This is a genomic window from Cellulomonas sp. ES6 (genome assembly GCF_030053835.1).
Classification (GTDB): Bacteria; Actinomycetota; Actinomycetes; order Actinomycetales; family Cellulomonadaceae; genus Cellulomonas.
The window spans coordinates 3,788,608-3,815,145 of record NZ_CP125655.1; the positions used below are offsets into that span (position 1 = coordinate 3,788,608).

General features: G+C 75.8%; 24 protein-coding genes. 13 read left to right on the forward strand and 11 right to left on the reverse strand.

Annotated features, from left to right (window positions below; genetic code table 11):
• Nucleotides 1-76: 76 nt before the first annotated feature.
• Nucleotides 77-619 carry a MarR family winged helix-turn-helix transcriptional regulator gene (locus P9841_RS17590; protein ID WP_283319878.1) on the reverse strand — a complete coding sequence of 181 codons (543 nt, stop codon included), beginning with the start codon at nt 617-619 and terminating at the stop codon, nt 77-79.
• A gap of 123 nt (nt 620-742) precedes the next feature.
• Here P9841_RS17590 and P9841_RS17595 point away from each other — a divergent pair, with 123 nt between their 5' ends.
• From P9841_RS17595 to P9841_RS17605, 3 genes are read left to right on the forward strand one after another with little or no spacing between them, the layout of a single operon-like run.
• On the forward strand, nt 743-1,723 hold the full coding sequence (locus P9841_RS17595) for an EamA family transporter (protein WP_502848015.1): 981 nt from the start codon (nt 743-745) through the stop codon (nt 1,721-1,723).
• The gene (locus P9841_RS17600) at nt 1,720-3,327 is read left to right on the forward strand and encodes a SpoIIE family protein phosphatase (protein WP_283319879.1); all 1,608 of its coding nucleotides are present in this window, start codon (nt 1,720-1,722) and stop codon (nt 3,325-3,327) included. The genes P9841_RS17595 and P9841_RS17600 overlap by 4 nt, the downstream gene beginning before the upstream one ends.
• 29 nt (nt 3,328-3,356) lie before the next feature.
• The gene (locus P9841_RS17605; protein ID WP_283319880.1) at nt 3,357-3,797 is read left to right on the forward strand and encodes a hypothetical protein; all 441 of its coding nucleotides are present in this window, start codon (nt 3,357-3,359) and stop codon (nt 3,795-3,797) included.
• On the opposite strand, the gene P9841_RS17610 is transcribed toward P9841_RS17605, so the two are convergent.
• A complete protein-coding gene (locus P9841_RS17610) occupies nt 3,794-5,440 on the reverse strand; it encodes an endo-1,4-beta-xylanase (protein WP_283319881.1) in 1,647 nt (548 codons plus the stop codon). The two genes, P9841_RS17605 and P9841_RS17610, sit on opposite strands and share 4 nt — an antisense overlap.
• A 248-nt stretch (nt 5,441-5,688) precedes the next feature.
• Between P9841_RS17610 and P9841_RS17615 the strand changes: the two genes are divergently transcribed.
• Both P9841_RS17615 and P9841_RS17620 read left to right on the forward strand, forming a co-directional pair.
• Complete coding sequence (locus tag P9841_RS17615) at nt 5,689-6,618, forward strand: M15 family metallopeptidase (protein WP_283319882.1); 930 nt, start codon at nt 5,689-5,691, stop codon at nt 6,616-6,618.
• Between the two features lie 84 nt (nt 6,619-6,702).
• Complete coding sequence (locus P9841_RS17620) at nt 6,703-7,641, forward strand: universal stress protein (protein ID WP_283319883.1); 939 nt, start codon at nt 6,703-6,705, stop codon at nt 7,639-7,641.
• Between the two features lie 6 nt (nt 7,642-7,647).
• Here P9841_RS17620 and P9841_RS17625 read toward each other — a convergent pair whose 3' ends face one another.
• The gene (locus tag P9841_RS17625; protein ID WP_283319884.1) at nt 7,648-8,691 is read right to left on the reverse strand and encodes a LacI family DNA-binding transcriptional regulator; all 1,044 of its coding nucleotides are present in this window, start codon (nt 8,689-8,691) and stop codon (nt 7,648-7,650) included.
• A gap of 279 nt (nt 8,692-8,970) precedes the next feature.
• Here P9841_RS17625 and P9841_RS17630 point away from each other — a divergent pair, with 279 nt between their 5' ends.
• The 5 genes from P9841_RS17630 (at nt 8,971) to P9841_RS17650 (ending at nt 15,632) form a co-directional block, all read left to right on the forward strand.
• Nucleotides 8,971-9,900, forward strand: coding sequence for a carbohydrate ABC transporter permease (locus tag P9841_RS17630; protein ID WP_502848019.1), 930 nt, complete (start codon nt 8,971-8,973; stop codon nt 9,898-9,900).
• A gap of 5 nt (nt 9,901-9,905) precedes the next feature.
• Nucleotides 9,906-10,844: a carbohydrate ABC transporter permease gene (locus tag P9841_RS17635; RefSeq protein ID WP_283322000.1), complete on the forward strand. Its 939-nt coding sequence runs from the start codon at nt 9,906-9,908 to the stop codon at nt 10,842-10,844.
• Between the two features lie 68 nt (nt 10,845-10,912).
• Complete coding sequence (locus tag P9841_RS17640; protein WP_283319885.1) at nt 10,913-12,229, forward strand: ABC transporter substrate-binding protein; 1,317 nt, start codon at nt 10,913-10,915, stop codon at nt 12,227-12,229.
• Nucleotides 12,230-12,316: 87 nt separating this feature from the next.
• Complete coding sequence (locus P9841_RS17645) at nt 12,317-14,083, forward strand: glycoside hydrolase family 35 protein (protein ID WP_283319886.1); 1,767 nt, start codon at nt 12,317-12,319, stop codon at nt 14,081-14,083.
• A 121-nt stretch (nt 14,084-14,204) separates the two neighbouring features.
• Nucleotides 14,205-15,632, forward strand: coding sequence for a PAS domain S-box protein (locus tag P9841_RS17650; RefSeq protein WP_283319887.1), 1,428 nt, complete (start codon nt 14,205-14,207; stop codon nt 15,630-15,632).
• Nucleotides 15,633-15,644: 12 nt separating this feature from the next.
• Here the strand turns inward: P9841_RS17650 and mtnN are convergent, their stop codons facing one another.
• The 4 genes from mtnN to P9841_RS17670 all read right to left on the reverse strand — a co-directional run bounded on the left by mtnN (nt 15,645) and on the right by P9841_RS17670 (nt 18,851).
• Nucleotides 15,645-16,382, reverse strand: a complete 738-nt coding sequence (gene mtnN, locus P9841_RS17655; RefSeq protein ID WP_283319888.1) for a 5'-methylthioadenosine/S-adenosylhomocysteine nucleosidase — start codon at nt 16,380-16,382, stop codon at nt 15,645-15,647.
• Entirely contained in the window at nt 16,379-16,831 is a 453-nt protein-coding gene (locus P9841_RS17660) for an S-ribosylhomocysteine lyase (RefSeq protein ID WP_283322001.1), read from the reverse strand. The genes mtnN and P9841_RS17660 overlap by 4 nt, the downstream gene beginning before the upstream one ends.
• Nucleotides 16,832-16,941: 110 nt before the next feature.
• Nucleotides 16,942-17,952, reverse strand: coding sequence for a DNA-3-methyladenine glycosylase family protein (locus P9841_RS17665; protein ID WP_283319889.1), 1,011 nt, complete (start codon nt 17,950-17,952; stop codon nt 16,942-16,944).
• Between the two features lie 65 nt (nt 17,953-18,017).
• Nucleotides 18,018-18,851, reverse strand: a complete 834-nt coding sequence (locus P9841_RS17670) for an alpha/beta fold hydrolase (protein WP_283319890.1) — start codon at nt 18,849-18,851, stop codon at nt 18,018-18,020.
• Nucleotides 18,852-18,951: 100 nt separating this feature from the next.
• On the opposite strand from P9841_RS17670, the gene P9841_RS17675 reads away from it, so the two are divergent.
• Nucleotides 18,952-19,560: a TetR/AcrR family transcriptional regulator gene (locus P9841_RS17675; protein ID WP_283319891.1), complete on the forward strand. Its 609-nt coding sequence runs from the start codon at nt 18,952-18,954 to the stop codon at nt 19,558-19,560.
• Between the two features lie 122 nt (nt 19,561-19,682).
• On the opposite strand, the gene P9841_RS17680 is transcribed toward P9841_RS17675, so the two are convergent.
• Nucleotides 19,683-20,651 carry an alpha/beta hydrolase gene (locus tag P9841_RS17680; protein ID WP_283319892.1) on the reverse strand — a complete coding sequence of 323 codons (969 nt, stop codon included), beginning with the start codon at nt 20,649-20,651 and terminating at the stop codon, nt 19,683-19,685.
• Nucleotides 20,648-22,123 (reverse strand): MFS transporter, encoded by a 1,476-nt coding sequence (locus P9841_RS17685; RefSeq protein ID WP_283319893.1) that lies wholly within the window; start codon nt 22,121-22,123, stop codon nt 20,648-20,650. The genes P9841_RS17680 and P9841_RS17685 overlap by 4 nt, the downstream gene beginning before the upstream one ends.
• Nucleotides 22,124-22,280: 157 nt before the next feature.
• Between P9841_RS17685 and P9841_RS17690 the strand changes: the two genes are divergently transcribed.
• Complete coding sequence (locus P9841_RS17690) at nt 22,281-23,171, forward strand: DUF72 domain-containing protein (RefSeq protein WP_283319894.1); 891 nt, start codon at nt 22,281-22,283, stop codon at nt 23,169-23,171.
• A 284-nt stretch (nt 23,172-23,455) separates the two neighbouring features.
• On the opposite strand, the gene P9841_RS17695 is transcribed toward P9841_RS17690, so the two are convergent.
• Nucleotides 23,456-23,836, reverse strand: a complete 381-nt coding sequence (locus tag P9841_RS17695; protein WP_283322002.1) for an RNA-binding S4 domain-containing protein — start codon at nt 23,834-23,836, stop codon at nt 23,456-23,458.
• 329 nt (nt 23,837-24,165) lie between these two features.
• Nucleotides 24,166-25,227, reverse strand: coding sequence for a ketopantoate reductase family protein (locus tag P9841_RS17700; protein ID WP_283319895.1), 1,062 nt, complete (start codon nt 25,225-25,227; stop codon nt 24,166-24,168).
• Here P9841_RS17700 and P9841_RS17705 point away from each other — a divergent pair.
• A complete protein-coding gene (locus tag P9841_RS17705; RefSeq protein WP_283319896.1) occupies nt 25,226-26,452 on the forward strand; it encodes an amidohydrolase in 1,227 nt (408 codons plus the stop codon). The two genes, P9841_RS17700 and P9841_RS17705, sit on opposite strands and share 2 nt — an antisense overlap.
• Nucleotides 26,453-26,538 lie beyond the last annotated feature (86 nt).

A 26,538-nucleotide genomic window follows, 5' to 3' on the forward strand; every position in this document is an offset into this window, starting at 1 on the left:
GTCGTCGGTCACCACCGGTCGATCCTGCGTCCAGACGCTCGGCGTCGCGTGGAGCCGCGTGTTCCAGGATCGCGCATCAGGACGGCTCGACCGCCGCGAGCAGCTCCCGCAGCATGGCGTCGATCTCCCTCCGACGCTGCGCCGGGATGCCGGCCAGCAGCCGCTGCTCGGCGGCGAGCCCGTCGGCCACCGCCTGGTCGACCACGTCGGCGCCGCGGTCGGTCAGGCTGATCCGCAGGCCGCGACGGTCGGCCGGGTCCGGGCTGCGCCGGACGAGCCCGGCGCGTTCTAGGCGGTCGAGCCGCTGCGTCATCCCGCCGGTGGTCAGCATGAGGGTGGCCGACAGCGCGGAGGGGGATAGGTCGCCGCCGTTCCCGGCGCGCCGCAGCGTGGCGAGCACGTCGAAGTCGCCGCGTGTCAGGTGCGATCGGGCGTAGGCGGCGGCGGTCGCCTCCCCGCCGGCGCGGGCGAGGCGGAAGATCCGGCCGAAGATCCCCATGGCCTCGGTGTCGAGGTCGGGGCGTTCGCGCGCCCACTGCTCGAGGATTCGGTCCACGCCGTCCGGGGCGGGGCTGTCGGTGCCGTCGGTGGGGGCCGCCGGTCGGTCGGTCGTCGCCATGGACGCAGTCTGCCACTTGCTCTCTTGACAGTCGCTTTGGCGCAAGTAACTTACTGTCTAAGCAATGGCGAGCGAGCGCCGGCATCCAACCCGCCGCCCGGCCCGCCGACGAGGGGAGGGCTGGTGGACGGCGTGGACGTGGTCGACCGAGGCGAAGCGGTGGGTGGGGCGCAGCAGCGCGTGCGGTCGGACGTGCTGCTCACCGTGACGACGGCCGCGGCCCCGGTGCTGTGGGGCACCACGTACCTCGTGACGACGGAGCTGCTGCCGGAGGGCCGGCCGCTGCTCGTGGCCGCGCTGCGCGCCCTGCCCGCGGGCCTGCTGCTGCTGGCGGTGACGCGGCGGTTGCCGTCCGGCGCCTGGTGGTGGCGCGCGGCAGTGCTCGGCGCGTTGAACATCGGGGTGTTCTTCGCGCTGCTGTTCGTGGCCGCGTACCGGCTGCCGGGCGGGGTCGCGGCGACGTTGGGGGCGGTGCAGCCGCTGGTCGTCGCAGGTCTCGGTGCCGCGTTGCTCGGGCAGAGGGTCCGGCCGGGGACGGTCGTGGCGGGGTTCGCAGGCGTCGCCGGTGTGGCGCTGCTCGTGCTGCGCTCGACCGCCCGGCTCGACGTCACGGGCGTCGTCGCGGGGCTCGCCGGCGCGGTGGTGATGGCGCTCGGCGTGGTGCTGACGGCACGGTGGGGCAGGCCCGTCCCGCTGCTCGCGTTCACCGGTTGGCAGCTCACGGCCGGCGGCCTGCTGCTCGCGCCGCTCGCGCTGGCCGTCGAGGGGCCGCTGCCGCGCGTCGACGCGGGCGCGGTCGCCGGGTTCGTGTACCTCGGGCTCGCGGGGACGGCGCTCGCGTACGCCCTCTGGTTCCGGGGTGTCGGACGGCTGCCGGCGGCGCGGGTGTCGTTCCTCGGTCTGCTCAGCCCGGTCGTCGCCGCCGTGCTGGGCTGGGTGGTGCTCGGGCAGGCGCTCAACGGCTGGCAGGTCGCGGGCGCGGCGCTGGTGCTGGGGTCCGTGCTCGTCGCGCAGCGGCGCCCGGTGGCCGGCCCGCCCGCCGGGGCCGGGGGCGATGCGCACACCGTGCCGCGTGCAGCGGCCACGCGTACTGTCGGTGCGTGAGGTCACCCTGGTTCCGGCGCGTCACCGCAGGCAGCGCCTGCGGCCTGCTGGCGCGCGACGTGGACTGGGAGTCGACGCCCATCGGGTCGCCCGCGACCTGGCCGACGGCACTGCGCGTGGCCGTGGAGATGTGCTTCTCGACCCGCTTCCCGGTGCTGGTGGCGTGGGGCCCGCAGCTGACGATGATCTACAACGACGGCTACCGCGAGATGCTCGGCTCGGACAAGCACCCGTCCGCCATGGGCTCGCCCGTGGCGGAGGTGTGGAAGGAGATATGGGAGGACCTCGAGGAGTCCGTCGAGCGCGTCATGGTGCACGGCGAGCCGACCTGGGTGGTCGACCAGCACCTCGTCATGCACCGGTCCGGGTACGACGAGGACGCGTACTTCACCTACTCCTACTCACCGATCCGCGACGCCGCGGGCACGGTGGGCGGGCTGCTCGACATCGCGACGGAGACCACGACGCAGGTGGTCGAGGGCCGGCGCATGCGGCTGCTGGGAGACCTGTCGGTGCGCCTCGCGGCGGCGCACGGAGACCTCCCGGCGATCAGCCGGGCGGCCACCGCGCTGCTGGCGGACTCGCAGGACGTCGCGGCCGCCGAGCTGCACCTCGTGGACCCCGACGGTCACCTGACGCTGCTGGGCAGCTCCGCCCCGGGGACCCCGGGGCCCCTTCCCGAGCACGTCGTGGCGCGGGTGGCTGAGACGGGCGTCGCGGAGGAGCGCGGCCGCACGCTCGTGGTCCCCCTGCCGGCTCCCGCGACCGGCGCGGTCGTGCTGTCCGCGGCCGAGCGCCGGCCGTGGGACGACGGCTACCGGTCGTTCCTGCGGCTCGTCGCGTCAGCGGTCGGTGTCGCGGTGGCCGGCACGCTGCGGCACGTCCGCGAGGTCGACCAGCTCCGTGCCGTCAGCGACACCTTCCAGGCGGCGATCGTCCCCGAGGGCGTCGCGCTGCCCGGCATCGTCGCCCGCTACCGGCCCGCGGCGGGCGACCTCGCGGTCGGCGGCGACTGGTACGACGTCGTGCAGATCACCCCCGGCCGGCACGCCCTGGTCATCGGCGACTGCGTCGGGCACGGCCTCGACGCCGCCGCCCGCATGGGCCAGCTCCGCGCGGCCACCCGGTCGCTGCTGCTGCAGGACGCGACCCCGGCGACGGTGCTCGAGGGGCTCGACCGCTTCGCCCGCACGCTCCCGGGCGCCGAGTGCACGACGGTGTTCTGCGCGGTCGTCGACGAGCAGGCCGGGACGCTCACGTACTCCGCGGCCGGTCACCTGCCGCCCGTGCTGCGCCGCGCCGACGGCGAGACGCGCCTGCTCGACGGGGCCCGCGGCGCCGCCCTCGCGCTCAGCGGCCGCCGCCGGACGCAGTCCACGGAGACGCTCGCGCCCGGGGACCTCGTGATCGCGTACACCGACGGCTTGATCGAGCGGCGGGGCGAGGCGCTGCCGCACGCCATCGACCGGCTCGCCGGCGTGGTCGCCGCGCAGCCCGGGCACGCGTCGCCCGAGGACGTCGCGGACGACCTGCTGCGGTCCTTCGCGCCCCACGGCTCCGACGACGACGTGGCGCTGGTCGTCTACCGGGCGGTCTCCGCGTAGGGACGGCGCCGGGGTGCGACGATGCGTCGGTGCCCGAGCTGATCCGGTTCCAGAGCGCCGTCCCCAGCCGCAGCGGGCGCCACCCCGGCGTGTTCGCGCTCCTCAACACCCTCGGACGGCAGGGCCGCCTCACCCCGGAGGACACCGCCTGGTGGCGGGACGCCAACGCCCGGATGACCGCCGCGTACCCCGACCCGTCGACCGTCGTCCCCGGCTGCTACGACCAGCAGGCCCACCCCGGGGCGCGCGCGTGGTTCAAGGTCGGCAGCGCCGCGCCGCTCGCCGCCACCGGGGAGTACCTCGACGTGCTCGACCGGTACGGCGTCGGCTGGGTCGAGCTGCGCACCGCGCACCCGGGGCACGTCACGTACGAGGACGAGGTGCAGGTGGTCGCGATGCCGTACCGGTACGAGGTGGACTGGTGGCTGCACGACCCGACGCCCGGCCCGGCGGACGGCGGTGCCTCCTAGCCCTCCCCGCCGAGCCCCCGGACGAGTCCCCAGAACGCCGGCTTCGCCTGGAGGTCGTCGTCGAACAGCAGCGGCGCCTCGAAGGGCCGGTCCTCCGGCCAGGTGCGCAGCCACGACCGCGTGTCGTACACGCCCCACACGGTGATCGACGCGACGCCGCGGGACCGGGCGGTCGCGACCAGGGCCTCGACCTGCTCGCCCTGGCGCTCCAGGCGGTCCGACGGGGTGCTGTCGAGGTGCTCGTCGCGCCCGGAGATCGCGACGTCGAGCTCGGTGACCGCCTGCTGCACGCCGAGAGCGCCGACGGCGTCGAACGTGGCCGCGACCTGGTCGACGTCGGTGGTGAGGCTCGCGTGCATCTGGTGGCCGACGCCGTCGACGGGGACGCCCTGCGTCTGGAGGTCGGCGACCAGGCGGACGAGCGCGCGGCGCCGGCCGGGGGCGTCGGTGTCGTAGTCGTTGAGGTACAGCGCGACGTCGGGGCCGAACGCGTCGCGGGCGATGCGGAACGCGTCGGCGACGTAGTCCGGCCCGAGGATCTCGTACCACCGGCTGCGGCGCAGGCCGTCGGGCTGCTCCGGGTCGAGGGCCTCGTTGACGACGTCCCACGACGTCACCGGGTTGTCCGCGCCGTAGCGCTCGGCCAGGTGGGCGGCGATCGCCTGCGTGTGGGTCCGCAGCCGGTCGAGCAGCAGGGCCTGGTCCTCCGGGGCGGAGGTCAGGGGCCGGCCGTCGGCGTCCTCGAAGAACCAGTCCGGCGTCGAGCGGTGCCACACGAGGGTGTGCCCGTGGACGGTCAGGCCGTGCTCGACGGCGGCGTCCAGCACGGCGTCCGCGCGGCCGAAGTCGAACTCGCCCTCCCGCGGCTGCACCACCGCGGGCTTCAGGGCGTTCTCCGGGGTGATCTGGTCGGCGTGCCGCAGCAGCAGCTCGGCGGGCCGGCCGGTGAGGTCCTGCGGGCCGACCGCCATCCCGATCGGCACGTCCGCGACGTCGCGCAGCGCCGGCACGTCCTCCTGGACCGGGGGAGCGGGCCGCTGCACGGCGACGTCGTCCAGGCGCAGGTCCGCCAGGGACGCGGTCGTCTCGGCGTAGAGGCGCCAGTCGCCGTCGCCCTCCGGGACCTGCGCCGCGCCGGTGAGGTGCACCCACGCGTCCGGGCCGACGACGCCGCGCGCGGCGTGCACGTAGACGGGCTCGGCGCCGTCGCGCTCGAGGGTGAGCTGCACCTCGGCGTCGCCGGCCGCGCTGCCCTCGCCGCCCCCGTCGGCTCCGAGCCGCACCCACGCGGACACGGTGTGCACCTGGCCGCGGGCGAGCAGCCTCGAGACGTCCACGGCCGCGCCGTGCCACGGCTCCTGGCGGCCGGTGACGAGCAGGCTGCCCGCACCCGACCGGGTCGGGTCGTCGGCGGTCGAGACCTGCACGCCGTCGCCGAGCGGCTCCCAGCCGTCGTCGCCCTCGTCGAACCCGCTGCTCAGGACGGTGGTCAGCGCGTCGGCCGGCGGGGCGGAGGCGGAGGACGGCGCCTGAGTGGGGGCGGAGTCGGAGGCGGGCTCGTCACGGTTCAGCACGATCGCGAGGACCAGGACGAGAGCGAGGACGACGGCGCCGGTGCCGAGCAGCAGGGCGGGACGTCGCACGCGGTCGTCCTCCGGGTCGGGGTTCGGGAGGGGCCACGGTAGGCACGGCCCGGGCACTGACGCCAGCGGCCGGGCGGATCCGCGCCGTCGCGCAGCGGCGGGGTCCATCGGCCGCCCACCGCCCGCCGCCCGCCGCCCGGCTCCCGCCGCCCGGCTCCCGCCGCCCGGCTCCCGCCGCCCCCTCGCCTCCCGCTCCCGCCCGCGGGTCCGCCCGCCCTCCCGGCCGGCACCGTGCGTACGCTGACCGGGTGCGGTCGGGGGACGCGGCGCAGGGCGGACCGGGTCGGCGGCGGGCGAGGACCGCGGCCGTCGGGCTCGGGGGCGTGCTCGCGACCGTGCTCGCCGTGACGGCCTGCGTCCCGGCGGACGGCGCCCGCGAGGCGGTGACCGCCGCGCCGGGGCCGCCCGTGGCGGTGTCCCCGCCGGACCCGACCACGCCGGACCCGACCACGCCGGACCCGACCACGCCCGGGGCCGCGGTGCCCCCGACGGGCACGCCGGGTGCCGCGTCCGCGGGCGCGCCGGACGCGCCGCCGCCTCCGCCGCCCGTGAGCGCCCCCGACGTCCCGTGGGCCGACGTCGGCGCCGTCGAGCCGGACGCCCTGGCCGCGGGCTTCGCGGGCACGGTCGCCCCGATCACCCCGGACCTCGCCGAGCGGATGTCCGCGTCCTGGCACGACGGCTGCCCGGTGCCGCTGGCGGACCTGCGGTACGTCACGGTCACGCACCGGACGTTCGACGGCGGGGCCGCGACGGGGGAGCTGGTGGTGCACGCCGACGTCGCCGAGTCCGTCGTCGCGGTGTTCGGCGAGCTGTTCGCGCTGGGGTACCCGGTGCGCACGATGCGGCTGGTGGACGACTTCGGAGGCAGCGACGACGCGTCGATGGCGGCGGACAACACGTCGGCGTTCAACTGCCGGCCCATCAGCCGCGGCACCGGCTGGTCCGAGCACGCCTACGGCCGGGCGATCGACCTGAACCCGGTGGAGAACCCGTACGTGCGCGGCGCGCTGGTGCTGCCGCCGGAGGGCGAGCCGTTCGCGTCGCGGCCGGACGCGCCGGGTGTCGTGCACGCCGGCGACGCGGTGGTGCGGGCGTTCGCGGCGCACGGCTGGCAGTGGGGCGGGGACTGGACCTCGCCGGTGGACTACCAGCACTTCTCGACCACCGGTCGCTGACGTCCCACCCGGGACCCTCGCCCCTGGTGCGCAGCGCCGCGCGGGGGGACGCTGGAGGCACGCATCGGCAGCGGGAGGTGCCAGGTGGAGGACAGGATCGTCGTCGGGTACGACACGTCCGGTGAGTCCGCCGCGGCGGTCCGGTGGGCCGCGTCCGAGGCGGCGCGCCGCGGGTGGGCGCTCGAGGTCGTGCACGTGTGGGGCTTCGCCGGCCAGGAGGGCGGCGGGGCGGGCGACTCGTGGCTCGGCCGGCAGGTGCTGGCGCAGGTCCAGGAGGTCGCCGACGAGGGCGTGGCTCTCGCGCGGGAGGCCGCGCCGGGGCTGGACGCGCGGGGGACGGTGCTGCACGGACCGCCGGCCGCGGTGCTCGTGGAGCGGGCGGCCGGTGCCCGGGCCGTGGTGCTCGGCCGGCACGGCGCGGGCCGGTCGGCCGGTGCCCTCATCGGTTCGGTCACGTCCGGCGTGCTGCACCACGCGCTGTGCGCGGTGGTCGTGGTGCCGGACGAGGTGCGCGCCGGGATCGGGGGCGAGCCGGTGGTCGTCGGGTTCGACGCATCGCCCGGCGGGTTCGGCGCGCTCGAGGCGGCGTGCGACGCGGCGCGCGTCCACGACGCCGAGGTGGTGGTGCTGACCGCGTGGACGCCGACGTCGGAGACCACCGCGATGTCGTACTGGGCGCTGGCCTACCCGCGGCAGTCCCCGGGCGAGGTCGCCCTGGCGGAGGCGGAGCGGGTGCTCGACCGGGCGCGGTCGTGGGCGGCGTCCCGGCACGACGTCACGGTGACGTGCGACCTGGCGGAGGGTCGCGCGGCGGACGTGCTGGTGCGCCGGTCGCGGCACGCGGGCCTGGTGGTCGTGGGGACGCGCGGCCGGGGCGGGTTCACCAGCCTCGTGCTCGGCTCGACGAGCCGCTCGGTGGTGCACCGCGCGCACTGCCCGGTGCTCGTGACCCGCGGGGTGCGGGCGGTGGAGGAGTCGGCCGTGGCGCACGCGGGAGCCGTCGGCGGCGACGCCGGGCGCTGAGCGCCGTCAGCCCCGCGGCGGGGCGGTGCTCGCGCGCACGAGGAGGCGGGTGGGCACCACCACGCGGCTGTCCTCCAGCGGCGTGCGCTCGCGGATCTGCCGCAGCAGCAGCTCCATGAGCCGCTCGCCGATGAGGTGGAAGTCCTGCTGCACGGTGGTCAGCGGCGGCCACAGGTACTCGGCGAGCGGGATGTCGTCGAACCCGACCACGGAGACGTCGTCCGGCACCCGGCGGCCGCTCTCGGCGAGCGCGCGCAGCACGCCGGCGGCCATCTCGTCGTTCGCGCAGAACACGGCGGTGGCGTCCGGGTCGGCCGCGAGCCGCCGCCCGGCCTCGTAGCCGGAGCGCGCCGACCAGTCGCCGCGCAGCACGTCGGGCACGGGGCGGCCCGCGCCCACGAGGTGCTGGCGCCAGGCGGCGACGCGGACCCCCGCCGGCGCGGAGTCGTCGGGCCCGGCCACGTGGTGCACGGTGCGGTGGCCGAGGTCCAGCAGGTGCTGCACGGCCAGGTGCGTGCCGGTGACCTGGTCCGCGCCGACCGCGGGGTGGTGCCCGACGAACCGGGAGTCCGACACCACGACCGGCAGCCGCGGCGGCAGCGCGAGCGCGACGGGCGTGGCGGTCTCGGCGCGGATGATGACGAGCCCGTCGATCGACTGGTGCGACAGGCGCGCGACGGCGTCCGTGACGTCGTCGGACCCGGGGGTGCGCACGTCCACCAGGCTCACGGTGTAGCCCTCCGCGCGGGCTGCCTCGACGACGGCCTCGACGGTGCGGGACTCGCCGGTGCGGGCGAGGCGGTGCGCGATCACGCCGATCGTGCCGAACGAGCCGTAGCGCAGGGCGCGTGCGGCGTGGTTGGGGGAGTAGCCGAGCTCGTCCATCGCGGCGAGCACCCGGTCGCGCGTCGCGGGCCGCGCGTTCTCGGCGCCGGTGGACACCCGGGAGACGGTCTGCGACGACACCCCGGCGAGCTGGGCCACGTCGGCGATGGACGGCCCGGGGCGTCCGCGCGTGGCGGCCGGGGCTCCGGCGGAGTCGGACGTCATGGCGCCGATCATAGGCGTGATGACGTCACCATCGGGCGATCCCACGCCCGCTCGCGCCGTGCGCGCTGCTGCGCGGCGTCACGGGGCCCCGTCGGGCCTCCTGGGAGCGGTCCCGCACGAACACCAGGATGGTGACGTCACCATTCTGTGACCCGCCGGGTGCCCGCATCGCGTTGACAGCCTCCCCGATGCCGTGGCAACGTGACGTCCGCCCGCCGATGGTGACGTCAACATCCGACGACACCGGCCCGGGCGACGACCCCGAAGGAGTGGCTCGCAGTGACGCAGACCGTCCCCCTGACCGCCGCCGCGGCGCCCGCCCGCGCCGCCCGGCGGCGCCCCGTCCGCCGGGGACGGTGGACCGGGTGGGGCTTCGTCGGCCCGTTCATGGCCGTGTTCGCCCTCGTGTTCCTCGCCCCGATCGCGTACTCGCTCTACCTCAGCCTGTTCCGGCAGCAGCTCGTCGGCGGCAACGCGTTCGTCGGGCTGGAGAACTACCAGCGCGCGTTCGCCGACCCGCAGTTCTGGTCGGCGTTCGGCCGGGTGTCGCTGTTCCTCGCGGTGCAGGTGCCGATCATGCTCGGCATCGCGCTGCTGGTCGCCCTCGCCATCGACTCCGGGCGGCTGTACGGCACGTCGTTCTTCCGGATCTCGATCTTCCTGCCGTACGCCGTGCCCGCGGTCGTCGCGACGCTGATGTGGGGCTTCATGTACGGCACCCGCTTCGGCCTGGTCGGCAACCTCAACGACGCGCTCGGGATCTCGCTGCCGAACCCCCTGTCGCCCGACCTCGTGCTGGCGTCGATCGGCAACATCGTGACCTGGGAGTTCGTGGGCTACAACATGCTCATCTTCTACTCGGCGCTGCGCGTCGTGCCGCGGTCGCTGTACGAGGCGGCGGAGATCGACGGCGCCGGCCAGTGGCGGGTCGTCACCGCGATCAAGCTCCCCGCGATCCGCGGCGCGCTCGTCATCGCCACGATCTTCTCGATCATCGGGTCGTTCCAGCTCTTCAACGAGCCGAGCATCCTCCAGAAGCTCGCCCCGAACGCGATCACGACGCACTTCACCCCGAACCTGTACGCCTACTCGCTGTCGTTCTCCGGCCAGCAGTACAACTACTCGGCGACCGTCGCGATCATCATGGGCGTCATCACGATGGTCATCGCCTACGTCGTCCAGCTCCGCGGCATGCGGAAGGGGGCGTGACGACGATGACCACGACCGCACCGGCCACCACGCCCGCCGCCCGGCCCGCCCGGCCCGGCCGCGGCCCCCGCCTGCGCACCCCGCGGCGGCACAGCGTCGACCGGCCCCGCCGCAGCGGCCTGCTGACGGTGCTCACCGCCCTGGTGTGCCTGTACAGCCTGGTCCCGCTCGCCTGGCTGCTCATCAACGCCACCAAGTCCCAGGGCGACCTGTTCACGTCGTTCGGCCTGTGGTTCTCCGGGAACTTCCACCTCGTCCAGAACGTCACCGACACGCTGACCTACGACGACGGCATCTTCGTGCGCTGGCTCGGCAACACCCTGCTGTACGTCGTGGCGGGTGCCGGCGGCGCGACGCTGCTCGCGGTGCTCGGCGGGTACGGCCTGGCCAAGTTCACGTTCCCCGGCAAGCGCGCGGTGTTCGCGGTCGTCATCGGCGCGGTTGCGGTGCCCGGCACGGCGCTGGCGGTCCCGACGTTCCTCATGTTCAGCCGGATGGGCCTGACCAACACCCCGTGGGCGGTCATCATCCCCTCGCTGATCTCCCCGTTCGGGCTCTACCTCATGTGGACGTTCGCGGCCGAGGCGATCCCCACCGAGCTGCTCGAGGCGGCCCGGGTGGACGGCGCGGGGGAGGCGCGGACGTTCGCGCAGATCTGCCTGCCCCTGCTCGCCCCCGGCATCGTCACGGTGCTGCTCTTCACGATGGTCGCGACCTGGAACAACTACTTCCTGCCGCTGATCATGCTCAAGGACCCCGACTGGTACCCGCTCACCGTGGGGCTCAACGCCTGGAACGCCCAGGCCGCGACGGCCGGCGGCGAGGCGATCTTCAACCTCGTGATCACCGGGTCCGTCCTGACCATCCTGCCCCTGGTCGTGGCCTTCCTGCTCCTCCAGCGGTACTGGCAGTCGGGCCTCGCGTCCGGCTCCGTCAAGGAGTGACCACCGGCGTCCCCCGATCCACCCGACCCCACCCCCCGCGGTTCCGACAACGAAGTGAGAGGACCCCTATGTCCACCCCCCGCACCCTCTGGCGCGGCGCCGCAGTCGTCGGCGCCCTGACCCTGGCCCTGACGGCCTGCTCCTCCGGGGGCTCCGGCGGCGGCTCGTCCGACGACTCCTCCGGCTCCGCCGAGAGCGGCTCGCTGCTCGTGTGGGCCTGGGACAACACGGTCGAGCCGATCGCCGAGTCCTACATGGACGAGCACCCCGACGTGACGATCGACGTGGTCAACGCCGGCACCGGCAACGACCAGTACACGGCGCTGCAGAACGCGGTGGCCGCCGGGTCCGGCATCCCCGACCTCGCGCAGGTCGAGTACTACGCCGTGCCGCAGTTCGCGATCGGCGGGGCGCTCGCCGACATCTCCGGCCTGGGCGCCTCCGACCTGGAGGGCACGTACAGCCCCGGCCCGTGGTCGGCCGTCCACCAGGGAGACGCGATCTACGGCCTGCCGATGGACTCCGGCCCGATGGCGCTGTTCTACAACACGACGGTGTTCGAGAAGTACGGCGTCGACGTCCCCACCACGTGGGACGAGTACCTCGACGCGGCGCGGGCCCTGCACGCCGCCGACCCGAGCGTGTACATCGCCAACGACACCGGCGACGCCGGGTTCACCACCTCGATGATCTGGCAGGCCGGCGGCCACCCGTTCCAGGTGGACGGCACGGACGTCACGATCGACCTCGCCGACGCGGGCAGCCAGAAGTTCGCCGACCTGTGGCAGCAGCTCATCGACGAGGACCTGCTGGCGCCCATCTCGTCCTGGAGCGACGAGTGGTACCAGGGCCTGGGCAACGGCACCATCGCGTCCCTGACCATCGGGGCCTGGATGCCGGGCAACCTCGAGGCGGGCGTCGAGCAGGCCTCCGGGCAGTGGCGCGTGGCGCCGATGCCGCAGTGGGAGGCCGGCGCGAGCGCGTCCGCGGAGAACGGCGGCAGCGCCCTGTCGGTGATGGAGGCCAGCCAGAACAAGGACCTGGCGTACGACTTCCTCACCTACCTGTCGAACGGCCCGGGCACGCGGATCCGCATCGACGCCGGCGGCTTCCCCGCCACGACGGCCGACCTGGAGTCGGACGCGTTCCTCGGCAAGGAGTCCGAGTACTTCGGCGGCCAGAAGATCAACGAGGTGCTCTCGCAGTCCGCGGCCGACGTCGTCGAGGGCTGGCAGTACCTGCCGTTCCAGGTCTACGCGAACAGCATCTTCAACGACACGGTCGGCCAGGCCTACGTCTCGGACACCTCGCTGGCCGACGGCCTCGCGGCGTGGCAGGAGCAGGTCACGACCTACGGCAACGACCAGGGCTTCACCGTCCAGTGACGCCCGCGGCCGGCGGCGGGAGCTCCTCCTCCCGCCGCCGGCCACCCGCCCCGACCCGCCCCCTCGCCCCAGGAGCCCTGACCCACCATGCCGACGTTCGAGATCGGTGACCGCGACTTCCTCCTCGACGGCCGGCCGCTCCAGGTGATTTCCGGCGCGCTGCACTACTTCCGGGTGCACCCCGCGCAGTGGGCGGACCGGATCCGCAAGGCGCGGCTCATGGGGCTCAACACCGTCGAGACGTACGTCGCCTGGAACGTGCACGCCCCGCAGCGCGGGCGCTTCGACCTCGACGGGCCGCGGGACCTGGGGCGGTTCCTCGACCTCGTGGCCGCGGAGGGCCTGCACGCGATCGTGCGGCCCGGCCCGTACATCTGCGCCGAGTGGGACGGCGGCGGGCTGCCCGGCTGGCTGCTGGCCGATCCCGAGGTCCGGGTCCGGCGCCACGAGCCCCACTACCTCGCAGCGGTCGAGCAGTACTACGACCAGCTGCTCCCGCTCGTGGCGAAGCGGCAGGTCACCCGCGGCGGTCCGGTGCTCGCCGTGCAGGTCGAGAACGAGTACGGCGCCTACGGCGACGACCCGGAGTACCTGCGGGCCCTCGTGGCGATGGTGCGCGACCGCGGCATCGAGGTGCCGCTGCTCACGTGCGACCAGGCCGACGACGCGATGCAGGCCCGCGGCGGCCTGCCGGAGCTGCACCGCACCGTCACGTTCGGCTCCCGCGCCGTCGAGCGGCTGGAGCTGCTGCGCCGGCACCAGCCGACCGGCCCGCTGATGTGCATGGAGTTCTGGAACGGCTGGTTCGACTCCTGGGGCGGCCACCACCACGTCGCACCGGCGGAGACCAACGCGGGCGACCTCGACGACCTGCTGGCCGCCGGTGCCTCGGTGAACCTGTACATGTTCCACGGCGGCACGAACGCCGGCTTCACGAACGGCGCCAACGACAAGGGGACCTACGCGCCGATCACCACGTCCTACGACTACGACGCGCCGCTCGCGGAGGACGGCAGCCCGACGCCGAAGTACCACGCGATGCGCGAGGTCATCGCGCGGCACGCACCCGTCCCGGACGAGGTGCCCGCGGAGCGCGCCCCGGCGCCCGAGGCCGTGGTGGAGCTGCGGCGGCGCCTGCCGCTGGCGGCCGCCGTGCCGGTGCTCGGCGAGGCGAAGGCGTGGGACCACCTCCCGACGACCGACGAGCTCGGCCAGTGGACGGGCTTCACGCTGTACCGCACGTCCGTCACGGCGCAGGACCGGGTGCTCGTCGTCGGCGAGGTGCGGGACCGGGCCGTCGTCGCGCTCGACGGGGAGCCGGTGGGCGTCCTGAGCCGCAGCGAGGGGGCGCGCGCGCTGCCGCTCCCGGCACGTGCGGGCGAGCTGACCGTGCTGCTCGAGGACCAGGGGCGCGTCGGCTACGGGCCGCGGATCGGGGAGCCGAAGGGGCTGATCGGGGGCGCGCGCACGGCCGCCCGGGAGCTCACCGCCTGGGAGACCGTCGGACTGCGGCTGGACGCCGTCGACGCCGGTCTCGCGGAGCTGCTCGACGCGGCACCGGAGGTGGACCCGGAGCTGCCGGTGGCCGGTCCGGCGTTCCTCGCCGGCACGGTCGACACCGTCGCGGGGGCCGACCACTTCCTGCGCCTCGACGGGTGCTCCAAGGGCCTGGTGTGGGTGAACGGCCACCTGCTGGGCCGCTACTGGTCCGCCGGGCCGACCCGCACGCTCTACGTCCCCGGGCCGCTGCTGCGGGCCGAGCGGAACGAGGTCGTGGTGCTCGAGCTGCACGCCGCGGCGGCCGCACGGGTCGCGTTCGTCGCCGGACCGGACCTGGGGCACACCGAGTCCTAGGTGCCAGCACCCAGGAGACGTCCAGGACGACCCGGCCGCCCCCTCAGAACGGCGCCGCGCCCGCCGATGACACGGACGAGCACCCGGCCCGCCCGCCGGGTCGGGCACGAGGGGGGTCGCAGTGGACGGCAGGGAGCCCGCCGACGTGGTGGCGCTCCCCGACGTCCCGGCGCAGGCCGACGCCCCGGACCCGCCCGACCCGCTCGCCTGGCGCCTGACGCAGCCGGCCGGCCGGGTCGCGCTGCTCGAGACGCTCATCGAGGCGGCCCCCGTCGGGGTCGGGCTCGTCACGCTCGACGGGCTCACGCCGCTGACCAACGCGACGCTCCGGCGGCTGCTCGGGTACTCCGACGACGAGTTCGCGAGCACGCCGTTCTCGGCGTACACGGCGCCCGAGGACGTCGAGGAGAACGACCGGCTGTTCCAGGCGATGCTCGCCGGCGCCGGCGACCAGTTCGCGATGGAGAAGCGCTTCGTCCGCAAGGACGGCAGCACGCTGTGGGTCGAGCTCACGGTCTCGCTCGTGCGCGACGCGCAGGGCCGGCCGGACTACGCGATCGGCATGACGCAGGACATCACGGAGCGCAAGCGCCTCGCGGACGAGCTGCGCGCCGCCGAGATGCACTACCGGCTGATCGTGGAGCACGTGCCCGCCGTGGTGTACATCGCGGAGCCCGGCCCGCACGGCCGGTTCGTGTACGTGAGCCCGCGGCTGGAGTGGATGCTCGGCTACTCGCCCCAGGAGTGGCTGGCCGACCCGGGCCTGTGGTGGGCGGCGATGCACCCCGAGGACCGCGAGACGGTTCGCCCCCACGAGGACCTGGTGCCGCAGGTGCGCGAGGGGGAGATGTTCCCGTCGAGCACCTACCGGCTGCGGCACCGCGACGGGTACGACGTGTGGGTGCGCGACGACGCCGTGCTGCGGCGCGACCGCGACGGCCGGCCGGTGCTGCACGGCGTGCTGCTGGACGTCACGCAGGAGAAGACGCTCGAGGAGCGCCTCGCGCACATGGTCGACCACGACGCGCTGACCGGCCTGGTGAACCGCGCGCACTTCCACCGGCTGGTCGACCAGGCGCTCGCCCACGGCCGGTCCCGGACGCTGGAGGCCCCCGGGGACGGCCCCGGGATCGCGGTCATGTACGTCGACCTCGACGACTTCAAGGCGGTGAACGACGGCTTCGGCCACGCGGTGGGCGACCGCGTGCTCGTGGCCGTCGCGGAGCGGCTGCGGGCGCTCGCGCCCGCGGGGAGCACGGTCGCGCGGCTCGGGGGCGACGAGTTCGCGCTGCTGATCGCGGGCGTCCCGGACGCCGGCGCCGCGGCCGCGGGGGTGACCGCCGCCCTCGGGGACGTCACCGTCGACGTCGCGGGGGAGACCGCGCGGGTCGGTGCCAGCGTCGGCGTCGCCGTGGCGAACCGGTGGCACACCACCGAGCTGCTCCTGCACGACGCGGACCAGGCGATGTACCAGGCGAAGCTCGCCGGCGACGGGCCGGACGGGCACGGGCACACCGGGTTCGACGGCCGCCGGGCGGCGCGCGGCTGAGCCCCGGGCGCCTCAGCCCGTGGCGCCGAGCCGGGCCAGCATGCCCAGCACCACGGCGGCGGACCGCTCGGCGGCGTCGTCCACGTGCGTGAGGAAGTCGTCCGCGCCCGCCGGGCCGCACAGGTCGGAGATCCCGCGCACCGCGAGGAACGGCACGCCGTAGACGTGCGCGACCTGCGCGAGCGCGGTCGACTCCATGTCGGTCGACAGCCCGCCGGGGAACTGCTCGCGCACCGGGCCGACCAGGGACGCGTCCACGAACGCGTCCCCGGAGAGCATCTGCCCGGTCCGCACCGTCAGGTCGCCCGCGTCGGCGCCCAGGGCGGCTCCGCGCAGCGCCGGGTCGCCCCGGTAGCCCGCCGGCATGCCCGGGACCTGCCCCAGCGCGTAGCCGAAGGCCCGGGCGTCGGCGCCGGTGTAGACGTGCTCGGTGCCGACCACCACGTCGCCGACGTGCACGCCCGCCTGCACGCCGCCGGCCGACCCGGCCGAGACGAGCGCGGGGCCCTCCCCGCCGCGGGCGGCGGCCACGAGCACGAGCGCCGCGGACGCCGCGGACGCCGCGTTCGCCAGGCCGATGCCGCCGCGGACGAGCAGCACGTCCTGACCGGCGACGGTGAGCAGGTGGTGCTCCGCGCCCCCGACGGTGGTGGGGTCCCCGACCGCGTCCGCCCGCTCCAGGAACGGGGCGGCCTCGTCCGGCATGGCGACGGCGACGACCGTCCCGACGGTCGCGAGCGAGGCGGTCACGCGGTCACCGTGCTCCACTCGGCGCGGTGCGCGAGGAACTCGCGGGCGGCCCCCTGGGCACCCTCGAGCGTGTGGTTGGCGCCCCAGCCGCACTGCACCTCGTTCGCCGCGGGGACCTCCTGCGCCGTCGTGATGTCGGCGAGCGTCTCGGCGACCAGCTCCTGCACGTCCTCGTCCGCCCACTCGCCCTGCAGGATCAGGTAGAACCCGGTCTGGCAGCCCATCGGCGAGAAGTCGATCACCCGGTCGCTGTGGTTGCGGGAGTGCTCCGCGAACAGGTGCTCCAGGGAGTGGACCACCGGCATCTCCAGGTGCGCCTTGTTCGGCTGCGCGAAGCGGATGTCGTACTTGCTGATGACGTCGCCCGCCGGCAGCGCCTTGGTGTCGGCGAGCCGGATGTACGGCGCGACGACGGTCCGGTGGTCGAGGTTGAACGACTCGACGTTCATGCGGGGCTGGTTCACGGCGGTCCTCGGGTTCGCTCGGGGGTCGGCCCGGGGGCGTGCCCGGGCCGCACGGCCCATTGTGCAGCGGACGGGCGCCTGCCGGTATTCCGGGGTCAGGCCGGCCGCACCGCCCGGCGCGGCAGCGGGCGGGTGCGCCCGCCGCGCGTGCTGCGCTCCACGAGCTCGAGCAGCCGCACGACCCGGGCCCGGTGCGGCGCCCACGGCGCGAGCACCTCCAGCACCTCGTCCTGCTCGACGCGGCGCCCCGCCACGGCGTCCCCGACCAGGCGAGGCAGGTGGAGGTCGCCGACGGACACCGCGTCCGCGTCGCCGAGCGCCCGCCGGGTGGTCTCCGCGACCGTCCACCCGCCGATGCCGGGCACGGTCAGCAGCCGGCGGCGCAGCTCGGCGGGCTCCAGGTCGACGGCCTCCTGCAGCCGCGGCGCCACCGCCGCCGCCCGCAGCACCGCCGACGCGCGCCGGTCGTCCACGCCGGCCCGCCGCCAGTCCCACGAGGGCACCCGCCGCCACCCCCGGGCGTCCGGCGGGACGCGCATGCCGGCGGGGGCCGGCCCGGGCGGGGTCGCGCCGTGCTGCAGCAGCAGCCGGCGCCAGGCGTCGTGCGCGTCCACGGTGACGACCCGCTGCTCCAGCACGGCGGGCACGAGGGCGCCCAGCACGTCGCCGGTGCGCGGGATGCGCAGCCCCCGCATCCTGCGGTGGGCCGCCGCGATCCCGGCGTGGCCGGCGGGGTCGAACGACCGTACGTCGTCGCGGGCGCCCAGCAGGTCCGGGAGCCCGGCGAGGGCGTGCTGCGCCCCCGGGCCCCACGCGGACGCGTCGACGCGTCCGGGGCCCGCCCGCAGCAGCAGCGTGGCGGGCCCCGCCGGCGTGCGCAGCGCGTGCCACACGGTGCCGTCCTGCCGGATCCGCAGGCTCGGGTCGCCGGGGCCGTGGCGCACCATCATGAGGGTGAGCCGCAGGTCGAGCGGGCCGTCCGGGTGGACCGTGAGCGTGGCGTCCGTGGCGGTGGACGGACCCGCGTCGGGCCCGTCGGCGGGCGCCGGGTCGGGCGAGGCCGGGTCGGCGGACGCCGGGACGGGGGCGTCGCCGGGCGGGTGCATGCGGTCCAGCATGACGGACGCCGCCGACACCCCGGCGTGCGGGGTGGCGGCGGCGCGCGGCCGGGTCAGCGGCCGAGGAAGTCCAGCAGGACCCGGTTGACCTCGTCGGCGTGCGTCCACAGCAGGCCGTGCGGGGCGCCCTCGATCTCGACGTACTCCGCCTGGGGCACCGCCGCGTGGAACGGGCGGCCCGTCGCGTCGATCGGCAGGATGCGGTCGGCGGTGCCGTGCACGATCAGCGCCGGCACGTCGACCGCGGCCAGGTCGCCGCGGAAGTCGGTGGTCCAGGTCGGCACCGCGGCGCTCGAGGCGAACCACGACGCCCCCGACGCGACGTCCCAGGAGTGCCGCAGCGCCTCCTGCGACAGCCGCGACCCGAGGTTCTCGTCGGTGTTGTAGAAGTCGGCGTAGAACGACGTGAAGTAGGCGTACCGGTCGGCGGTGACGGCGGCGAGGATGCCGTCGAAGACCTCCTGCGGCACACCCGTCGGGTTGTCGTCCGTCTGCAGCAGGAACGGCTCGAGCGACGCCAGGAACGCCACCTTCGCGACCCGCTCGGAGCCGTACGTGCCGAGGTACCGCCCGACCTCGCCGGTGCCCATCGAGAAGCCGACGAGGACGACGTCGTGCAGGTCCAGCGCCTCCAGCACGGCCGCGAGGTCCGCGGCGAACGTGTCGTAGTCGTAGCCGGTCGTGGGCTGGCTGGACTGCCCGAAGCCGCGGCGGTCGTAGGTGATGACGCGGTAGCCGGCGTCGAGGAGCGCCGCGGACTGCTTCTCCCACGAGTGGCCGTCGAGCGGGTACCCGTGGATCAGCACGACCGGGCGGCCGGACCCGTGGTCCTCGTAGTAGAGCTCGATCGGCGTCGTGTTCTCGGCTCCGACGGTGATGTACGGCATGGTGTGCGCCTCTCCCGGTCGTTGGAGAACGGTCGTTCTCCGCGATGTGGGCTACAGTAGAGAACGAACGTTTTCCGCGCAACCCCCCGGGAGATGACGCATGGCCGGACAGCTCGTGACGGCGCCCACCGAGCACCTCGACGACGCCGAGGCCGCCCTGCGCGAGCAGGTGCTCGACGCCGCCGACCGCCTGTACTACCGGCGGGGCATCCAGGCCGTCGGCATGGACGAGCTGCGGACCGAGGCCGGCGTGCCGCTCAAGCGGCTCTACCGCCTGTTCGGCTCCAAGGACGCGATCGTGGCGGAGGTGCTGCGCCGCCGGCACGCGATGTGGGAGGAGGGGCTGACCGGCGCGGTGCTCGCCGCGTCCGGGCCCCGTGACCGCCTGCTCGCGATCTACGACTACCTCGCCGGCTGGTTCGCCGACGGGGACTTCCACGGCTGCATCTTCATCAACTCGTTCGGCGAGCTCGGCGGGTGCTCCCCGGAGGTCGCCGCCCTCGCGCGCGAGCACAAGGCGGGGTTCCAGGCCTACGTGGCCGAGCTGGTCGACGTCGCCGGCGGTCCGCCGCAGCTCGCCGCGCAGCTCGCGATCCTCGCGGAGGGCGCGCAGACCACGGCCGCCATCTCCGGCTCGCCCGACGCGGCCGTGCAGGCGCGGGCGGCGGCGCAGACGCTCATCGACGCCGCGGGGCTGCGCGAGGGCTGAGCCCGCGCGAGGGCCGGACCCGCGTGAGGGCCGGACCCGCGCCGGGGTCGGGCCTGCCTCAGGGTCGGGCCTGCGTCAGGGTCGGGCCGCGTCAGGGTCGGGACCGCGTGCGGCGCGACCGGTCAGGCCGCGCGGCTGCCGCTCACGGCGTCCAGCCAGTCGAACACCGCGGCGACGTACGCGGCGAACGGCTCCGGTGCGGACAGGGACAGGTCGTGCACGCCGCCCGGAACCGTCACCAGCGTGACGTCCTCGCCGAGCCGCGGCGCCCGCGCCCAGATCTGCTCGACGTCCAGCACCGTGTCCTGCGCGTCGAGCAGCGGGTTGGTGCGCGAGTTGGGCCCCGACTCCGCCGCGGTGCACACCAGCACCGGCGCCTCGATCCGCAGGCCCCGCGCCAGCCGCGCCTGCCCCCGGCGCACGGCCCGCAGCCAGCCCGCCCGCACGGGGAAGCCCTCCGCGGGCTTCAGCCGGCGGTCGTACTCCCACCGGCCGCCGTTGTCGACGTGCAGGTGCCAGGAGTACGCCGACGGCCCGTCGGCCAGCACACGCATCGGGTCGACCGGGCCGAGGCTGTCGAGCACCCACGTCGAGACCACGCGGTGGAACCAGCGGGCGTGCAGGTCGAACCACGGGCTGTCGAGCACCAGGGCGTCCACCGCCGCCCGCCCGGCCGGGCCGTTCGCCCACAGCGCCGCCGTCAGGCCGCCGGTGGAGTGCGCGTGCACCGTCAGCCGGTCGTGCCCCAGCACCTCGCGGACCAGGCGGGCGGCGAGCCCGAGGTCGTCGCGGTACTCCGCGAGGTCGGTCACGTAGTGCGGCACCTGGCCGGGTCGCCACGACCGGCCGCACCGGCGCAGGTCGACCGCGTAGAACGTGTGACCCCGGCTCTCCCACTCCCGCGCGAGGTGCGTCTGGAAGAAGTAGTCGTTGAACCCGTGCACGTGCAGGACGGCGGGGCCGCCGGGCTCGGCGCCCGGCGCGGGGGTGCGCCGGACGACGGTCGCCACCAGGTCCGGGTCCGACGCCGACAGGGCGAGCGTCGTCCGCTCCCAGCCCGGACCGAGCAGGTCCGGCTCCCAGGCGGTCACGCCGTGCCCCCGCCCGCCGGCCGCGCGACGGCCGGCGCCCGCGTGCCGGCGACGCGGGCAGCGGGCAGCCGCAGGGGGAGCAGGGCCGCGAGCCCGAGCGCGAGGACGAGCACGAGACCCAGGATGCCCCAGCGCTGCGACCCCGAGACCGCGACGAAGGTCGCGAACGCCAGCGGCGCCAGGAAGCTCGCCGCGCGGCCCGTCGTCGCGTAGAGCCCGAACAGCTGCGACTCCCGGCCGGGCGGGGCGAGGCGTGTCAGCAGGGAGCGGCTCGCGGACTGCGCCGGCCCGACGAACACGCACAGCAGCAGTCCGCAGGCCCAGAACGCTGCCGGCCCCGCGTCGGCCAGCAGGAACGTCGCGACGCCCGCCACCACCAGGCCGGCGAGCGCGGCCACCACCAGCGCCCGGGGGCCGACCCGGTCGTCCAGCAGGCCCGCGAGCACGGTCGACACGCCCGCCACGACGTTCGCCGCGATCGCGAACACGACGACCTCGCTCGCGGAGAACCCGAACGTGCCCGACGCGATGACCGCCCCGAACGTGAAGACGCCCGCGAGGCCGTCGCGGTAGACGGCGCTGGCCAGCAGGAACAGCACGGTGCTGCGCGACGTGCGCCACAGGTCCCGCACGTCCGCGGCCACCCGCCGGTACGCCCCGGCCACCGCGCGCCACCGGCCCCGCAGCCCGGACGGTCCGTCCGGCCGCCGCGCGGCCGCGGGCACGGGGTCGTCCGGGACCGCGACCAGCACCGGCACCGCGAACGCGGCGAACCACACCGCGGACAGCAGCACCGCCACCCGGATGTTCGCGCCGTCCGCCGGCGTCACGCCGAACCAGCCGACCTCCGGGTCGATGAACCCCACGAAGAGCACCAGCAGCAGCACGATCCCGCCGAGGTACCCCGCGCCCCAGCCGATGCCGCTCACCCGGCCCAGCGTCGCCGGCGTCGCCACGCGGGGGAGCAGCGCGTTGTAGTGCACCGACGCCAGCTCGAACGTGAGGTTCGCCGTGGCGAGCAGCGCGATGCCGAGCACCAGGTTCGCCGTCAGGGCGTCCGGGTCCGGGCGGACGAGCGCCATCGCCGCGCACAGCACCACCGTCACGGACGTCTGCACGGCCAGCCCGCGCCGCCGCCGGCCCGAGCCGTCGGCCCGCGTCCCCGCGACGGGCGCCAGCAGGGCGATCGCCGCACCGGCCGCGGTCAGCCCCCAGCCGAGCCACGTCGAGTGCTCCGCCAGCGCGGCGTCGAGGGGCGCGCCCCCGGCCGCCGCCACCTCCGGGTCGACGAACGCGTCCGACGTGAGCCACCGCGTGAAGACGAACGTCGTGATGACCGCGTTGAACGCGGCCGACCCCCAGTCCCACAGGGCCCACGCGGCGACCGTGCGGCGGCGGGCGGGTCGCGCCGCGCCCACCGGGTCCGGGGGCGCGGCGACGGGAGGCGGTGGCGGGACGGCGTCGGCGTGCACGCACCAGGGATACCGCGGTCCGGCGTCGGGCGCGTGTCGAGGGGCGGAACGCGGCGCGACGGGACGCTGTGGCGGGGCTGGAGGCTGCGGGGCTGGGCGGCGGGTGCGGGGCGGTGGCGCGGTTGCCCGTCCCCGCGGCCGGTGCCTACGGTCCGCCATGGCCTCGGACACCCGGATCGGCATCTCCGGCTGGCGGTACGCGCCCTGGCGCGGGGTGTTCTACCCCCCGGGTCTGCCGCAGCGCCGTGAGCTGGAGTTCGCCTCCCGGCACCTGCGCAGCATCGAGGTCAACGGCTCGTTCTACGCGTTGCAGCGCCCCGAGTCGTACCTCGCGTGGCGCGCGGAGGTGCCCGAGGGCTTCGTGTTCTCGGTCAAGGGCGGCCGCTTCGTGACCCACATGAAGAAGCTCGCCGACGTCGAGGTGCCGCTCGCGAACTTCTTCGCCTCGGGGGTGCTCGCGCTCGGTCCGGCGCTCGGACCGGTGCTGTGGCAGCTGCCGCCCACGCTCGGGTTCGACGCCGGTCGGCTCGCGCGGTTCTTCGACCTGCTGCCGCGCACGACAACGGCGGCCGCCGAGCTGGCCGCGCGGCACGACGAGCGCCTCGACGACCGCGCCTGGACGACCACCGACGAGGACCGCCCGCTGCGCCACGTCCTCGAGGTGCGGCACGCGTCGTTCGAGGACCCCGCCTTCCCCGCCCTGCTGCGCGAGCACGGCATCGGCCTGGTCGTCGCGGACACCGCGGGACGCTGGCCGTACCTGGAGGACGTCACGGCGGACCTCGTCTACGTCCGGCTCCACGGCGACTCCGAGCTGTACGTGTCCGGCTACGACGACCCGGCGCTCGACCGGTGGGCCGACCGGGTACGAGCCTGGAGCGCCGGGGGAGAGCCGCCGGACGCGCACCGGCTCGGGCCACCGGCCCCCGCGGCGCCCGGAGGCCGCGACGTGTTCGTCTACTTCGACAACGACACGAAGGTCCGCGCGCCCGTCGACGCGATGGCACTGGCCCGCCGCCTGGGCGTCGACCCGCCGGCCCCGAGCTGACGCCCCGACGGCCCGCCCCGCCCCGCCCCGCCCGCCCCTGACCGACCCGACGCGCCCCGAGTGCGCGCTCCCACTGCGCGAGAGGCCACCACCCGGGGTGCGCGTGCCCGCGGCACCCCCGGCGACTGGCCTCTCGCCGGGGCGGCTCGCGCGGCAGGGGGCAGGCGCGGATGCAGTCGGGGGGCGCGGACGGGCGGTGCTGTCGGGCGGGACGGCCCGGCGGGCGGTGCTGTCGGGCGGGACGCCCCGGCGGGCGGTGCTGTCGGGCGGGACGGCCCGCTGGGTCAGCGGTCGCGGCCGCGCAGGCGGTCGAGCTCGCGGCGCTCGCGCTTGGTCGGACGGCCGGCGCCGCGCTCGCGGACGCCGGCCGCGGCCACGTGCTCCGGAGGGGGAGGCGGCGGGGTGCGGTCGACGTAGCACGCGGCGGCCGGGACGGGCCCGACGCGGCGCTCGATCACGTGGGCGACCTCGACGATCCGCTCGGGGCCGTCGCCGCGCACCCGCACCTCGTCCCCGACGCGCACCGTCGTGGCCGGCTTCGCGCGGTCCCCGTTGACGCGGACGTGCCCGGCCCGGCACGCGGCCGCGGCGAGCGCGCGGGTCTTGGTCAGCCGGACGGCCCACACCCAGCGGTCGACCCGCGTCGACGACGGCCCCGCGGGCAGCGTGGGCCGGGCGCCCCCGCCGGCCTCGGACCCACCCGGCGTCGCTCCCGTCGGAGCCTCCGACGGTGCGCCGTGTCCGGTCCTGGACCCCGCTGGAGCCTCGGAGGGTGTGCCGTGTCCGGGCATGGTTCCCGTCGCAGCCTCCGACGGCGTCCCGCGTCCGGTGCTCGCGCCGGCTCCAGCGTCCGACGGTGTCCCGCGTCCGGTGTCCGCTCCCGTCGGAGCCTCCGACGGCGCCTCGCGGACGGAGCCAGCCCCCGTGGGAGCCTCCGACGGCGCGCGCCGGTGGTGCCCGCCGACCGGACCCGCGCCCGAGGCCGGCACGGGACTCAGACCTCCGCGCGCGCGGAGGCCAGGACCTCCGCGGCGTCGTGCCCGCCGGGCTGCTCGCCCCGGGCCGCCGCGTCCTCGACGAGCCGCAGAAGCGTGGCGTTGACCGGCACCGGGACCCCGTGCAGCCGTCCGAGCAGCGCGATCTCGCCGTTCAGGTACGCCGCCTCCACCGAGCCCGCGCCGCGCACGAGGCTCTGCCACGTGGACCCGCCGCGCCGGTCGACGCCGGGCAGGTCGACCAGGGTGAACCCCTCGCGGGCGCGCGCCTCCTCGGCGGCGTCCACCGGTGCGAGGCCGGCGGCGGCCAGCACCTCGCGCGCCTCGGCGACCGCGGCGTCGGCGAGCTCGCGCGCCGGCCCGCGCACCGGGCCGCAGAGCGCCTCGACGGCGTTGCCGAGGTTGCTCAGCAGCTTCGCGTACTTCCAGGCCGCGACGTCCTCGACGACGGGCGCGCGGAACCCGGCGGCCTCGAGGTCCCGGGAGACCTCCGCCAGGTCGGCGTCGGGGACGCCCGCGGGCACGGACCCCAGCGTCAGCACCCCGGTGACCGGGGAGCCGGACGCCGACACCCGGCCCGGCTCCAGGAACGTCGCGGGCAGCCAGACGCACATGCCGGCCACGCGGGCGAACCGCCGCAGCGCGGTGCGCTCGTTGTCCACGCCGTTCTGGGCGCACACCAGCAGCAGGTCCTCGCCCGCGGTGCGGCCGCCGTCGACGGGGCGACCGGCCCATCCGGCCAGCGTGGCGTCGGTGTCCTGCGACTTCACGGCGAGCACCAGCACGTCACCGCGCCGCAGCTCGACGTCCTCCGGCCGGGACGCGACGGCGGTGCGCACGGTCCGGGCGCCCGCGGGAGTCGTCAGGTGCAGTCCGCCGGACCGCAGCGCGTCGAGGTGCGCACCCCGCGCGACGAGCACGACGTCCCCGCCGGCCTCGGCCAGCAGCCCCCCGATGGTCCCGCCGACCGCGCCGGCGCCGATGATCACGTATCGCACCCGGTCACCCTGCCACACCCGTCGGCGCGGGTCGGTGGGGGCCGGGCATACGGTGGAGGTCATGACCTCCTCCTCTCTCGTCGCCGTCACCGGCGGCTACGTCGTCCCCGTCAGCTCCGAGCCCGTCAACGGCGGCACCGTCCTGATCCGCGACGGCCGCATCGAGGCCGTCGGCGCCGACGTGGCGGTCCCCGAGGGCGCGACCGTCGTCGACGCGACCGGGCGCTGGGTGCTCCCGGGCTTCGTCGAGGCGCACGGCCACGTCGGCATCCACGAGGAGGGCGAGGGCGTCGCGGGCGACGACACCAACGAGATGACCGGACCGAACATGGCCGCGGTCCGGGCGATCGACGCGGTGAACATCGACGACGAGGGCTTCCGCGACGCGCTGGCCGGCGGCGTGACGTCCGTGGTGGTGAAGCCCGGCTCGGGCAACCCGATCGGCGGCCAGAGCGTGGCGCTGAAGTCGTGGGGCGGGCGCACCATCGACGAGCAGGTGATCTCCGCCGCGGTGAGCGTGAAGTCGGCGCTCGGCGAGAACCCGAAGCGGGTCTACGGCAACAAGAACCAGACCCCGTCGACGCGCCTGGGCACCGCGCTGGTGATCCGCGAGGCGTTCACGGCCGCGCAGCACTACCGGGCGGCGCGGGCCGCCGCCGAGGCCAAGGGCGAGCCGTTCAAGACGGACCTGGGGCTGGAGACGCTGGCCCGGGTGCTCGACGGCGAGCTGGTCTGGGACCAGCACACCCACCGCCACGACGACATCGCCACGGCGATCCGGCTGGCCGACGAGTTCGGCTACCGCCTGGTGGTCAACCACGGCACCGAGGGGCACAAGCTCGCGGACGTGCTGGCGGAGCGGGACGTGCCGGTGATCTTCGGCCCGATGTTCACGTCCCGGTCGAAGGTCGAGCTGCGGGACCGCGCCATCGCGAACCTCGCCGCGCTCGCCCGGGCGGGCGTGCGCGTCGCGATCACCACCGACCACCCCGTCGTGCCGATCAACTTCCTCGTGCACCAGGCGACGCTCGCCGTGAAGGAGGGGCTGCCGCGGCAGACCGCGCTCGAGGCGCTGACGGTGAACCCGGCCGCGTTCCTCGGGCTGGACGGCCGGGTCGGGGCGCTGGAGCCGGGGCGCGACGGCGACGTCGTCGTGTGGTCGGGCGACCCGCTCGACGTGCACGCGCGTGCGGAGCACGTCCTCATCGAGGGCCGGACGGTCTACACGTGGGACGCCGAGGCGTCGCGGGGACGGGTCGTCGAGCGGTCGGAGCGCTTCGCCGGCTGAGGCAGGCCCCCACGATCCACGGCCGACGCTCAGGGAAGGTCCAGCCCGCGTCCTGGTCCGCGGGGTGCACTCAGGGGTATCGGCGC